Origin of the sequence: Thalassobacter sp. 16PALIMAR09 (genome assembly GCF_000765485.1) — a bacterium.
GTDB lineage: Bacteria > Pseudomonadota > Alphaproteobacteria > Rhodobacterales > Rhodobacteraceae > Thalassobacter > Thalassobacter stenotrophicus.
Map to the genome: position 1 here is coordinate 541,543 of NZ_JHAK01000002.1, position 13,197 is coordinate 554,739.

Sequence of the window (13,197 nt, forward strand, 5' to 3'; positions counted from 1 at the left end):
ATTGGTTAAACAAAACGATTCCAGTTAAAAGGCGACGCGTTTGGGGCGATTTCAGGATGATTAACCACAAATTAGGCATAATTGCGGCGCTGGAGGGAGCTCTGTCTTATGATTGTAACCAGTGAGACCGGCGTCACCTTGGTGGGTGGCGCGCCGATTTCGGCCCAGATGCTGGGGTTGTGCCTTGAACGTGCGCCGACGTTGGTGGCCGCTGATAGTGGCGCGGGCCGTGCGCTGGCGCTTGGGCATCGGGCAATCGCCACCATCGGAGACCTCGATAGCCTTGATCCGGACGTGCGCGCGCGCCTGCCGTCCGACAGCCTGCACCCCATCGCGGAGCAGGACACCACGGATTTTGCCAAGGTTTTGCGCAGCGTAGAGGCGCCGTTCCTGTTGGGGATTGGGTTCACTGGTGCGCTGCTGGATCACACCTTGGCCGCCCTCAGCACGCTCGCCGCCCATAAGGGAGCGCCTTGTGTGCTGGTCTCGGACCATGAGGTGATCATTCACGCACCGCGTTCGCTATCGCTGAACCTGCCGCTAGGCACGCGGGTGTCGTTGTATCCCCTGTGGCCCGTGACGGGGCGGTCCCGTGGGCTGGAATGGCCGATTGAAGGGCTGACGCTTGGGCCGCAGAACCAGTTGGGCACTTCCAATCGGGTGATCGCGCGGGATGTGCACTTGGAATTTGACGCGCCGGGAACGCTCGTATTTTTGCCGCCAGAGATGTTGGACGCAGCACTCGCGGGGTTGGGCATTTCCGCTCGCAGCCCCGGCGTGGGCGGTTTATAGAGAACGCGCCTGCCACCTTTTATGCAAGGATTCTGCCGTGTCCGCTGATCTGAACCCCATCGAAAAAGCAAAATATGTCTCGGCGCGCCGGGCCGTTGATTATGTTGAGGACGGGATGCGCGTCGGATTGGGCACCGGCTCAACCGCGGCGTGGATGGTGCGGTGTCTGGCTGAGATGGTGCGCAACGACGGGCTCAACATTACGGGCGTGGCTACCTCGACCCGGACGGCCGACTTGGCGACGTCGCTGGGTATCAAGGTCGTGGACCTGAACGAAGCCAAGTGGCTGGACGTCACAATCGACGGCGCAGACGAATTTGACGACAACCTGACCCTGATCAAAGGGGGCGGTGGCGCGCTGCTGCAAGAAAAAATCGTCGCCACGGCCAGCGATAAAATGGTCGTGATTACGGACCCCACCAAGCACGTCAAAACGCTGGGTGCGTTCCCGCTGCCGGTTGAGGTGATCCCCTTTGGTTGGCAGACGACCCAGTCGCTGATCGAAAAAGCGCTGGTCGACCTTGATGTGGATGGCCGCAACATCACGCTTCGGCTGAACCAAGATGCGCCGTTCCGCACCGATGAGGGCAACTTGATCCTTGATCTGCACCTAGAGCGGCTAGAGGATGCGCAGCAGGTAAGCCACGTGCTGAACCAGATCCCGGGCGTTGTTGAGAATGGGTTGTTCATCAACCTATGCGACGTCGTGATCGTGGGGGCCGCTGACGGCAGCGCGATTGTGCGCGACATTAATAACGGCACAGTGACCAACGAACAGGTCGCCGTGAACGAGAGCGACAGCATCTTTACGGATGTTGGTGGCTAAGACTTTGGAAGGAACTGCAATGGCGTTTGACTATGACCTCTTCGTAATCGGAGGCGGGTCGGGTGGTGTGCGTGCAGCCCGTGTGGCAGCAGGCGAAAACGGCGCCAAGGTGGCTCTGGCAGAAGAAAGCCGGTACGGCGGCACCTGCGTGATCCGGGGCTGTGTGCCCAAAAAGCTGATGGTGTTCGCCTCCAGCTATGGCAGTGTCGCACAGGATGCAGGCGCCTATGGCTGGGACGTCACGCAGGGCGGTTTCGACTGGACCAAGTTTCGCACCAAGATGAACGCCGAGTTGGACCGGCTTGAGGGCGTTTATCGTTCGCTGCTGAAAAACTCAGGCGTTGAGAGCTTTGATCAGCGTGCACGGGTCAAAGACCCTCACACCGTTGAGCTGGCCGATGGCCGGACCTTTACCGCCAAACACATTCTGCTGGCTATGGGCGGGCGTCCGGTGCGCCCCGATATGCCTAATGCGCATCTGGCGATGGTGTCGGATGACATCTTTAATATGCCCAAAATGCCCAAAACCGTGCTGATTGTGGGCGGCGGCTATATCGCGTGCGAGTTCGCCTGCATCCTGCAAGGGCTGGGTGTGCAGGTGACGCAATACTACCGTGGTGCGCAGATCCTTCGGGGCTTTGATGATGAGGCCCGTGGCCTGATTTCTGAGGAAATGCGGACCCAAGGGATCGATATCCACACAGGGGCCAATGTGCTGCAAATGGCACCAGAGGCGGCGGTGAAAGCCGCGGGCGGTGTCGATGCGGCGATGGCCTACCCCGCTGGTGAAACCCCGGTGATGACTGGCGACGAGGACGGCCCGCTATGGGTCAAATCCACCACCGGCCATGAAGGCGTTTACGACGCTGTGTTCTTTGCCACGGGTCGCGCGCCCAACACGGACAACATGGGCCTAGAAGACGTCGGCGTGAAACTGGGCCGTGCGGGTGAGGTTGTCGTGGACGACTACAGCCAGACCGATGTGCCCTCGATCTACGCGATCGGCGACGTGACCAACCGGGTTAACCTGACGCCTGTAGCCATCCGCGAAGGTATGGCTTTTGTTGAGACCGTGTTTAAAGGCAACCCCACCAAGGTTGACCATGACTTGATCCCATCTGCGGTGTTCACGCAGCCCGAAATGGGGACAGTCGGCCTAAGCGAAGAGGCCGCGCGGGAGATTGAACCCGTTGATATCTATTGCACATCCTTCCGTCCGATGAAGTCCGCCTTTGCTGGTGCGCCCAACCGCGTGTTGATGAAGCTGGTCGTCTCCAAGGCGACGGACATCGTTCTGGGCTGTCATATTGTGGCGCCTGATGCGGGTGAGATGATCCAACTTGCGGGGGTCGCCGTGAAAATGGGCGCAACCAAAGCAGATTTTGATCGCACCGTCGCCGTTCACCCCACGATGTCTGAGGAAATCGTGACCATGAAGAACCCGGTGCGGAGCGCCTAGTAAGGGCTTGAATATTCGTCCTTCGACCACAAGTTGAAGAACAACGCTAAAGAGATAAGACGACAAAAGGGGAAGACCTGTATGGCTGGGAATAACGGCGGCCCTTGGGGCGGCGGAGGCGGCTCTGGCGGCGGTGATGATGACCGCGGCGGCAACCGAGGCGGGGGCGGACGTCGCCCCAACGGCAATGGCGACGGGCCTCAAATCCCTGAAATTGATGAGCTGGTGAAAAAAGGCCAAGAGCAGTTGCGCGTCCTGATGGGCGGCAAGGGCGGTGGCGGCAATGGCCGTGGCCCAATGGGCGGCAGCGGTGGCCCGATCTTTACCAAAGGCACCATCGGTTTGGCGGCCTTGGCGGCTGTTGGTCTGTGGGTCTATGCCTCGCTCTATACGGTCCGCCCGGAAGAGCAATCCGTTGAGCTGTTGTTTGGCGAATATGTGGCCACCGGCAATTCGGGTCTGAACTTTGCGCCTTGGCCCGTTGTGCGCGCCGAAGTGATCCCGGTCACGACGGAACGGACGGTGGACATCGGCACAGGTCGGGGTCAGGCAGCGGATGCTGGTCTGATGCTGACGGGTGATGAGAATATCATCGACATCGATTTCCAAGTGTCTTGGAACATCAGTGACCCGCGTGCCTTCTTGTTCAACCTGCGCGACCCCGAGCAATCGATCCGCGCTGTGGCTGAATCTGCGATGCGTGAAATCGTGGCACAGTCTGAACTGGCTCCGATCCTGAACCGCGACCGCGAAGCCATTGCGCAGCGCCTTGAGGAACTGATCCAGTCCACTCTCGACAGCTATCAGTCCGGTGTGGCGATCTTGCGTGTCAACTTTGACCGTGCCGATCCGCCCGAAGAAGTGATTGATGCCTTCCGCGAAGTGCAGGCCGCTGAGCAAGAGCGTGACCGGCTGCAAAGCCAAGCTGATGCCTATGCCAACCGTGTGCTTGCGGGCGCGCGTGGTGAATCTGCTCAGCTGTTAGAAGAAGCCGAAGCCTACCGGGCGCAGGTTGTGAACGAAGCTGAAGGTGAAGCCAGCCGTTTCGTCGCCGTTTTGGGCGAATACACCAACGCCCCTGAAGTGACGCGCAAGCGGCTCTATCTGGAAACGATGGAAAACGTTCTGGGCGGCCTCGACAAGATCATCGTTGATGACAACATCGGCGGTGGTGGCGAGGGCGGTGGCCAAGGCGTCATCCCGTTCCTGCCCATCAATGAACTGCGCCGTGGCGGAGGAACCAACTGATGAACAAATCAACTTTTCTGATCCCGGTCGTCGTTGTTGCGCTGGTCGGTGTGCTGTCTTCGGTGTTTATCGTGGATGAACGTGAAAAAGCGCTCGTGCTGCAATTTGGTCGTGTGGTTGCGGTCAAGGAAGACCCCGGTCTGGCCTTTAAATTGCCGCTGATCCAAGAGGTTGTCCGCTACGACGACCGCATCCTGAGCCGCGATGTTGATCCGATTGAGATCACGCCGTCGGATGATCGTCGTCTCGTGGTTGACGCGTTTGCCCGGTATCGGATTTCCGACGTAGAAGACTTCCGCGAAGCTGTGGGCGTCGGTGGTATTCGGACTGCCGAAATCCAGCTTGACCGGATTTTGCGGTCGCAGTTGCGGGCTGTGCTGGGTTCGGTGTCGTCGAACGACATCCTGAGCACGGATCGGGCGGTTCTGATGGACCGGATCGCGACACTTGCTCGGAATGAAGGCCGTCAACTGGGCTTGGAAATCATCGACGTTCGCCTCAAGCGGACCGACCTTCCGGCGCAAAACCTTGACGCAACCTTTGCTCGGATGCGCGCAGAGCGTGAACGCGAAGCCGCAGATGAGATCGCCCGTGGTGAAGAAGCCGCGCAGCGGATCCGTGCCCAAGCGGACCGGACCGTGGTTGAGTTGGTCTCGGACAGCACACGTCAGGCTGAGATCGTTCGTGGTGAAGCCGATGCGCGCCGCAACAACATCTTTGCTCAGGCCTTTGGTCAGGACCCGGAATTCTTTGAGTTCTACCGCTCACTCACGGCCTACAGCCGCGCGTTGCAGGGGAACAACTCGACGATGGTTCTGTCGCCTGACAGCGAGTTTTTTGACTACCTAAAAGCGGACACTGGTCGTCAGTAATGATCGAAGCAGTGTTACTGGGCCTGGCGATGGCCCTTGTGATTGAGGGGCTGGTGCTTGCACTGGCCCCTCGGCGTTTGGAAGACCTGATCGCGATGATTGCGGAAATCCCGTTTGAAACCCGCCGCATGATCGGCCTGATTTGTGTGGGCTTGGGGGTCGTGGGCGTCGGATTTGTGCGGGCTGTGTTTGGGGGTTAGCCCCGATTGGGGCCAGGCTGTGGGGGCTAATCCCCCTGCAGGCTTTGCAGATAGCTGATCAAGTTTGCCAACTCTGGGCTGACAAGGACCGGTTGGCCGCTTTCGACCTTGAGCGGGACGTTTTGATCCGCCTCAAGAAACGCGCCGAAAATCGGCATGTCACCGCCGTGGGCCAGCAACGGGGACCGACCGTCGATTTGCATCAAAGTCCGTTCCGTCGGAAAGGTTCCACCGTTCCGATCCGACAGTTTGGTCAGGTCTGGTGGTGCGATGGCGAGCATCTCGGCCATTTGTCCCGTACCCGCGCCGCTTTTGCCGTGGCATTGCCAGCAATAGGTTTGGAAAAAGTCGCGCCCGGCTTGCGGGTCGGCCTCTTGCGCCTGCGCGGGTAGGGTCGCGGCTAGCGCGACCGTTAACACTCGAAGTCCCATCAACATTGGTCACCTCCTGCTTTCAGTGTACCAAAATGGGCGGTTTTCGACAACGCTGCTGCATTTTGTGCGCGGGATCGGCATGTTAAGACAGGTTAAACCACCGGAGCCGCGCACCATGACCCAACTGCTGATCGTGTATCATTCCCGCACAGGTGGCAGTCTGCAGATGGCGCAGGCCGCTGCGGACGCGGCGGGGCAGGAATGCGAAACGGTCCTGAAACCCGCGCAGGATGCAGGGCCGGATGACCTATTGGCGGCAGATGGCTACATCTTTTGTGCGCCCGAAAACCTTGCGGCGATTTCGGGTGTGATGAAGGATTTCTTTGATCGGTGCTATTACCCGGTTTTGGGTGAGTTGAACGGGCGGCCCTATGCGCAGATGATCTGTGCAGGGTCCGATGGTCAAAATGCGGCACGTCAGACGGCGCGCATCGCGACGGGCTGGCGTCTGCGAGAGGTGCAGGCGCCGCTGATCCTGTGCACTCATGCCCAAACGCCAGAGACCATTTTGGCGCCGAAGTCCCTGACGGAGGCCGAGTTGGCCCCCTGTCGTGATCTGGGGGCGGCGATTGGGGCGGGGCTGAGCCTCGGCGTGTTCTAACCCGTCTGTTCCGCAGGGAATATGTCGCGTTGTGGATGGGGCCCGAGTCGGTGTGTAATCACCCCTAGCGGCGTTAAATTCAGGCCAGTGGGGCAACATGCCACGTTTTCCGTGCTTGAGATTTTGCCCGCCATAGTATACCGCGGCATACAATTGCTTCTCGGGAGCGGTGACCCACGGGTCCCGGCGTCGAAGCTGCCCTCTAAACTCTAACTCGTCGGGATCACCATGAGCTTGTACACAGCCTACCTAGAAGAGATCGAAACGCGCAAAACCCAAGGTTTGCACCCCAAGCCGATTGATGACGGGGCGCTGACCTCTGAGATCATTGCGCAGATCAAAGATACCAGCAACGCGCATCGCGAAGCGTCGCTTGAGTTCTTTATCTACAACACGATCCCCGGCACGACGCCCGCTGGCCGTCAAAAGGCTGACTTCCTCAAGGAAATCATCCTGGGTCAGGCGAACGTTCCCGAAATCACACCTACCTTCGCGTTTGAGCTGCTGTCGCACATGAAAGGCGGCCCTTCGGTTGAGGTTCTGCTGGATCTTGCGCTGGGTGATGACGCGGATATCGCGAGCCAAGCCGCCGAAGTCCTCAAGACCCAAGTGTTCCTCTATGAGGCGGACACCGACCGTCTGGCTGAGGCCTTTGCTGCTGGCAATGCCGTCGCCAAAGACATCCTCGAAAGCTACTCGGACGCTGAGTTCTTTACCAAGGTGTCGGACATCGACGAAGAGATCAAAGTCGTCACCTATATCGCGGCTGAGGGCGATATTTCGACCGACTTGCTGTCGCCTGGCAACCAAGCGCACTCCCGCTCGGACCGTGAACTGCACGGTAAGTGCATGATTACCGAACGTGCGCAGCAAGAAATCGAAGCTCTCAAGATTCAGCACCCTGACAAGCGCGTGATGCTGATCGCGGAAAAGGGGACGATGGGTGTCGGGTCCTCGCGCATGTCGGGCGTGAACAACGTCGCACTGTGGACCGGCAAAAAGGCCAGCCCCTACATTCCGTTCGTGAACTATGCGCCCATCGTGGCAGGTACCAACGGGATTTCGCCGATCTTTTTGACGACCGTCGGCGTGACCGGTGGTATCGGCGTCGACCTGAAAAACTGGGTCAAAAAGGTTGATCAAGACGGCAACCCCATCCTGAACAATGACGGCAACCCTGTGTTGGAGCAGCGCTATTCGGTGGAAACCGGCACCGTCCTGACGATCAACACCAAGGAGAAGAAACTGTTCTCTGAGGATGGTTCCGAAGAGTTGGTCGATATGGCCGACAGCTTCACGCCGCAAAAGGTTGAGTTCATGAAGGCCGGTGGCTCCTACGCCATCGTGTTCGGCAAAAAGCTCCAGACATTCGCGTGCGAAACGCTGGGCATCCCGCTGAAATCCGCCTTTGCACCGTCCAAAGAAATCTCGCACGAGGGCCAAGGCCTGACCGCTGTTGAGAAAATCTTTAACCGCAATGCTGTTGGTGTGGCCTCTGATACGCCCCTGCACGCGGGCTCGGACGTTCGGGTCAACGTCAACATCGTTGGCTCGCAGGATACCACCGGCCTGATGACCAGCCAAGAGCTGGAGGCCATGGCGGCAACGGTTCTGTCGCCCAAGGTTGACGGCGCGTACCAGTCCGGGTGCCACACCGCGTCGGTTTGGGACCTCAAGGCGCAGGCCAACACGCCCCGCCTGATGGCGTTCATGCACAAGTTTGGCCTCGTCACAGCACGTGACCCAAAGGGCGTCTATCACGCGATGACGGACGTGATTCACAAGGTGCTGAACGACATCACAGTGGACGATTGGGCGATCATCATCGGGGGCGACAGTCACACGCGGATGTCCAAGGGCGTGGCCTTTGGTGCGGACTCCGGTACGGTTGCATTGGCGCTGGCCACGGGTGAGGCGACAATGCCCATCCCAGAGTCGGTCAAAGTGACCTTCAAAGGCCAAATGGCCCCGCACATGGATTTCCGTGATGTGGTCCACGCGACCCAGTTGCAGATGCTGGAACAGTTCGGCGACAACGTCTTCCAAGGGCGCATCATCGAAGTCCACATCGGCACATTGCTGGCCGACCAAGCGTTCACGTTCACCGACTGGACCGCAGAGATGAAGGCCAAAGCCTCGATCTGTATCTCTGAGGATGAGACGCTGATCGAAAGCCTTGAGATTGCCAAGTCGCGGATCCAGATCATGATCGACAAGGGCATGGAAAACGATGCCAAGATGTTGACCGGCCTGATCGCGATTGCCGACAAGCGGATTGCGGAAATCCGGTCTGGCGAAAAGCCCGCGCTGACACCAGATGCTAACGCCAAGTACTTCGCCGAAGTCGTGGTCGATCTGGATGCCATCAATGAGCCGATGATCGCAGACCCTGACGTGCGCAACGCCGATGTGTCCAAGCGCTATACCCACGACACGATCCGTCCAATTTCGTACTACGGTGCGGAAAAGAAAGTGGATTTGGGCTTTGTCGGTTCGTGCATGGTGCACAAGGGCGACGTCAAGATCGTGGCGCAAATGCTGCGTAATCTTGAGAAGTCCACCGGCAGCGTTGAGTTCAAAGCGCCATTGGTTCTGGCCGCACCGACCTACAACATCATTGATGAGTTGAAGGCCGAGGGTGACTGGGAAGTGCTGCAAAAGTACTCGGGCTTTGAGTTCGACGACAACGCACCCAAAGAAAAGGCGCGGACCGAGTATGAGAACATTCTCTATCTTGAGCGCCCCGGCTGTAACCTGTGCATGGGCAACCAAGAGAAAGCGGCCAAGGGTGATACGGTGCTGGCGACGTCCACACGTCTGTTCAAAGGCCGTGTGGTTGAGGATGCAGGCGACAAAGCGGGTGAGAGCCTGCTGGCCTCCACGCCGGTTGTTGTGCTGTCCGCAATTTTGGGTCGGACCCCCACGGTTGAGGAATACAAAACCGCTGTTGAGGGCATCGACCTGACCAAGTTCGCGCCGCCCAAGGCCGAAGGAATGGCGAGCCTGTCTGCGCATTATTAAGCCGCATTCGATTTGCAAATTGGGGGCCATCCGGGACAACCGGGTGGCCCTTTTTCGTGGCTGGCGTTCGTTGTTGGGGGGCGGCTTCCATATCGTGCAAAAGCGGCTAGGGTGCGGACAACCAAGGGGGGCATATGAACGATATCATTCTACTCGGCACCAAGGGTGGTCCCGCGATCCGGCAGGGCGGTGCGCTGCCTACGGCGTCATTGTTGCGGCTGGGCGGGCGCACCGTCTTGATCGATTGTGCCATTGGCGCGGCCCGCAGCGCGGTTGAGGCGGGCGTGGGCCTGCTTGAGATTGACGATATCTTTATCACCCACCTGCATTCTGATCATGTGCTGGAATTGGGGCCGCTGATTTACACGGCTTGGACGACGGGGCTGCAGCGGCAGATTACGGTCTACGGCCCGCCCGGAATTGCGGAATATTGGCAGGGGTTCATGGCCTCTATGGCGTTTGACTACAAAATCCGTCTTGCGGATGAAGGGCGCCCACCGCTGCTGGATTTGATCAAGATCGAGACCTACGCCGAAGGTTCCGTGATGCAGGACGACACGCTCAGCGTTGCGGCTTTGCGTGTAGATCACCCGCCCGTCACGGACTGCTTTGCACTGCGGTTTACGGGTGCTGGCGCGACGGTCGTGTTCTCCTCTGACACTTGTTATTTCCCACCGCTTGGCGCGTTCGCAAAAGGCGCGGACGTGTTGGTACACGAGGCAATGTTGACCGATGGCGTTGAGGCTTTGATCAAGCGCACACCGGGCGCCAGCCGCCTGCGGGAGCATCTTTATGCCTCTCACACCCGGGCCGAAGATGTGGGGCGGATCGCGACGGCAGCCGGCGTTGGGCATTTGGTGCTGAACCATTTGTTGCCTGCCGATGATCCCAACTTTTCCGAGCGTGATTGGCATGCCGCGATCCAACCCACATGGGACGGTCCGCTCACCGTGGGGCGTGATGGTTTGTGCATCCCGCTTTCGTGATTGGCCATTCGCAAGCTTTTGCCCAAAACGGCGCGACTTGCAGATATTTGGCTCTAGGTTAACCATAGATTAAGAGACATCTCACACTGTTGTGAGAGGCGCGCTCTATTGAAAGCTCCGCCCGAGGCCCCGATATGCATCAGCACGGGCGCACCGGGTACGGGCTGCGCCGACAGGGTTCAGGAGGACGATCATTTGACACTTAAAACTACCGCACTCGCCCAGCCCGCTCAGACCCAGCCGACATGGCTGCGGGGCTTGTGGCTTTTGGTATTGGGCGTGGCACTGACGCTGGCGCAGGCGATGGCCGCGCAGGCTCGTGGCGCCCCTGACAGTTTTGCCGACCTTGTGGAGCAAGTCTCGGGCGCGGTGGTGAACATCACCACATCGACCACCGTGGAACGCGGCACCGGGCCCCAAGTGCCGCGCGGCTCTCCGCTGGAGGATTTCTTTGAGGAATTCCGCAACCGCCCCGGTCAACAGAACCGTCCCCAACGTCGGTCCTCGGCGCTTGGGTCCGGGTTCGTGATCTCAGAGGACGGGTATATCGTGACGAACAACCACGTCATTGAGGGCGCGGATGAGATCTTGATCGAGTTCTTTTCCGGTGCGGAACTGCCCGCCGAAGTGATCGGGACCGACCCCAACACCGATATCGCGGTACTTAAGGTGCAAAGCGACATCCCCCTGCCGTTTGTGCCCTTTGGGGATAGCGACGCGATGCGCGTTGGCGATTGGGTGATGGCGATGGGCAATCCGCTGGGCCAAGGGTTCTCGGTCAGCGCGGGCATCGTCTCTGCGCGGGAACGTGCGTTGTCGGGCACCTATGACGACTACATCCAGACCGACGCCGCGATTAACCGGGGCAACTCGGGTGGGCCGCTGTTCAACATGGATGGCGAAGTGATCGGCGTGAATACGGCGATCCTGTCGCCCAACGGCGGCTCCATCGGGATTGGTTTTGCGATGTCCGCAACCGTTGTGACCCGCGTCGTGGATCAATTGCAGGAATTTGGCGAAACCCGTCGCGGCTGGTTGGGTGTCCGCATCCAAGACGTGGATGCGGAATTGGCCGAAGCGCTTGAATTGGACGCCGTCCAAGGTGCGCTGATCACCGATGTGCCCCCCGGTCCCGCCCTTGAGGCAGGCTTGCAGGCGCGTGATGTGATCTTGTCCTACGAAGGTGAGACCGTCGAGGATACGCGCGGTCTGGTGACGATGGTCGGCAACTCGGACGTTGGCGCGGTTGTACGCGTCGTGGTGTTCCGCGATGGCGGCACGCAAACGATCCTTGTGACGCTTGGCCGTCGTGAAGAAGCCGAACGTGCGGTGCCCGCTTCTGCCCCGGTTGAGGAAGTCCCGACCGAGCAAGAATTGATGGGGCTGACCGTCGGTGTGCTCGATGACCAGTTGCGCGCTGAGCTGGACCTGCCGGAGGCGGCATCGGGTCTTGTGGTCAAGGAAGTGGATGAGGCCAGCGAAGCCTTTGCCAAAGGCCTGCGGGTCGGTGACCTGATCACTGAGGCCGGCCAGACTGAAGTCAGCACTTTGGTTGAGCTGGAGGAAAAAATTGCAGCGGCCAAAGCAGCGGGGCAAAAGAGCCTTCTGTTGTTGATCCGTCGCGGTGGTGATCCTCGGTTCGTAGCCCTGTCGCTTGGCTAAGTCGCCGCATTAGCGCAGCACTATAAATACAAACGCCCCGGCCACCATCGTGTGAGCCGGGGCTTTTTATGCCGCACTAGGTGCTGTCGTCGCGAGGCACAGCCACCAGACCCAGCGTTCGGGCGGCATCGACACTTAGCACTCCACTATCGGGCCCTTGGGGGCGTTGGTAGGCGCGCACGGCAGCGCGGGTGGGCGCGTCATAGGTGCCGGTTATGGGGCCGTTATAGTACGCCCGTGCGGCCAAAGCACGTTGGAGCGTGGCAATGAACGCGGGGTCTTGGTCGAGCGCGCAGGGGATTTCGAACCAACGGTTCCCATCATCGACAATGCGCTGCCGGGTTCGGGTCCGATAGATTGGTGGCTGTGTGATCGTGCCCGCGCTGGAGATTTGGGCGGGCTGGATCAAAAGCCGCTCAGTGATGGTTTCGATGACAGCGGGCCGTGTGGTTTTGGACCAGCAGGCATCGGGGTTGGTCCGCGCGCGTAGCTCAGCTGGGGCTTTTGCGGCGGGGATAATGCTGGGTTTAGTCGCGTCCAAGGCTCCGCCCGACGACGTACACGCTGGCGTGAGGCAAAGCGCAATAAGGGCGGTGGAAATTCGGTGGGGCACTGCTGAAATCCGGTCTGAAGCCGTTTGGCCAAGACTAACGCGGTTTGTACCCGTGGGAAAGTGACGGCGAGGGTGATGGGCCCAACTGCTCATGAACACGGGGCAGATCGGGGGACAAAAGCGCGTCTAACATAGGTGAGATGTCCTCAACCTTTTCGGCGACTAGGTGGGGCACTGGCCCTTGTCGCTGAACCCGGCCCGTCACGCGAAGCAAGCGTCCGGCGATGATTGCCCTGCGAAACCGCTCATAAATCGATTTCCAGACGATCACGTTGCAGGTGCCTGTTTCATCCTCAAGCGTCAGAAAGATCACCACCTTGGCCGTGCCGGGACGCTGGCGCACTAGCACGAGGCCCGCGACCGTGAGCCGAGTTGTGTTGGGGGCCGCATTCAGCGCGGCGGTGGTGATGCAATGCGACGACATGAGAACAAAAATAGAACAATTGATGCGAAATGCAAATCCCGTTTGCCCCCGAGGTCCGC

The 13,197-nt window shown here is 59.5% G+C and carries 13 protein-coding genes; 10 read left to right on the forward strand and 3 right to left on the reverse strand.

Features of this window, described 5'->3' with window-relative positions:
• Positions 1 to 108: 108 nt before the first annotated feature.
• The 6 genes from PM04_RS06505 (at position 109) to PM04_RS06530 (ending at position 5,397) form a co-directional block, all read left to right on the forward strand.
• Complete coding sequence (locus PM04_RS06505; RefSeq protein ID WP_052068228.1) at positions 109 to 792, forward strand: thiamine diphosphokinase; 684 nt, start codon at positions 109 to 111, stop codon at positions 790 to 792.
• Between the two features lie 37 nt (positions 793 to 829).
• Positions 830 to 1,618: a ribose-5-phosphate isomerase RpiA gene (gene rpiA / locus PM04_RS06510; protein ID WP_038004773.1), complete on the forward strand. Its 789-nt coding sequence runs from the start codon at positions 830 to 832 to the stop codon at positions 1,616 to 1,618.
• 19 nt (positions 1,619 to 1,637) lie between these two features.
• Positions 1,638 to 3,077, forward strand: a complete 1,440-nt coding sequence (locus PM04_RS06515; RefSeq protein ID WP_038004775.1) for an FAD-dependent oxidoreductase — start codon at positions 1,638 to 1,640, stop codon at positions 3,075 to 3,077.
• Positions 3,078 to 3,158: 81 nt separating this feature from the next.
• Entirely contained in the window at positions 3,159 to 4,325 is a 1,167-nt protein-coding gene (gene hflK, locus PM04_RS06520; RefSeq protein ID WP_038004778.1) for an FtsH protease activity modulator HflK, read from the forward strand.
• Positions 4,325 to 5,197, forward strand: a complete 873-nt coding sequence (hflC, locus tag PM04_RS06525) for a protease modulator HflC (RefSeq protein WP_038004780.1) — start codon at positions 4,325 to 4,327, stop codon at positions 5,195 to 5,197. Before hflK ends, hflC begins: the two co-directional genes overlap by 1 nt.
• Positions 5,197 to 5,397: a DUF2065 family protein gene (locus PM04_RS06530; protein WP_038004783.1), complete on the forward strand. Its 201-nt coding sequence runs from the start codon at positions 5,197 to 5,199 to the stop codon at positions 5,395 to 5,397. The genes hflC and PM04_RS06530 overlap by 1 nt, the downstream gene beginning before the upstream one ends.
• Before the next feature lie 26 nt (positions 5,398 to 5,423).
• On the opposite strand, the gene PM04_RS06535 is transcribed toward PM04_RS06530, so the two are convergent.
• The gene (locus PM04_RS06535) at positions 5,424 to 5,834 is read right to left on the reverse strand and encodes a cytochrome c (protein WP_052068229.1); all 411 of its coding nucleotides are present in this window, start codon (positions 5,832 to 5,834) and stop codon (positions 5,424 to 5,426) included.
• Positions 5,835 to 5,946: 112 nt separating this feature from the next.
• Here PM04_RS06535 and PM04_RS06540 point away from each other — a divergent pair, with 112 nt between their 5' ends.
• From PM04_RS06540 to PM04_RS06555, 4 genes are all read left to right on the forward strand, one after another.
• Positions 5,947 to 6,432, forward strand: coding sequence for a flavodoxin family protein (locus PM04_RS06540; protein WP_038004785.1), 486 nt, complete (start codon positions 5,947 to 5,949; stop codon positions 6,430 to 6,432).
• Positions 6,433 to 6,660: 228 nt separating this feature from the next.
• Positions 6,661 to 9,453, forward strand: coding sequence for a bifunctional aconitate hydratase 2/2-methylisocitrate dehydratase (locus tag PM04_RS06545; protein WP_038004788.1), 2,793 nt, complete (start codon positions 6,661 to 6,663; stop codon positions 9,451 to 9,453).
• 134 nt (positions 9,454 to 9,587) lie between these two features.
• Positions 9,588 to 10,439 (forward strand): MBL fold metallo-hydrolase, encoded by an 852-nt coding sequence (locus PM04_RS06550; RefSeq protein ID WP_038004790.1) that lies wholly within the window; start codon positions 9,588 to 9,590, stop codon positions 10,437 to 10,439.
• Positions 10,440 to 10,634: 195 nt separating this feature from the next.
• The gene (locus PM04_RS06555; protein ID WP_081945935.1) at positions 10,635 to 12,101 is read left to right on the forward strand and encodes a Do family serine endopeptidase; all 1,467 of its coding nucleotides are present in this window, start codon (positions 10,635 to 10,637) and stop codon (positions 12,099 to 12,101) included.
• 76 nt (positions 12,102 to 12,177) lie between these two features.
• Here the strand turns inward: PM04_RS06555 and PM04_RS06560 are convergent, their stop codons facing one another.
• A complete protein-coding gene (locus tag PM04_RS06560; protein ID WP_234702812.1) occupies positions 12,178 to 12,642 on the reverse strand; it encodes a peptidoglycan-binding domain-containing protein in 465 nt (154 codons plus the stop codon).
• 106 nt (positions 12,643 to 12,748) lie between these two features.
• On the reverse strand, positions 12,749 to 13,138 hold the full coding sequence (locus PM04_RS06565) for an OB-fold nucleic acid binding domain-containing protein (protein WP_081945937.1): 390 nt from the start codon (positions 13,136 to 13,138) through the stop codon (positions 12,749 to 12,751).
• Between the last annotated feature and the right edge of the window lie 59 nt (positions 13,139 to 13,197).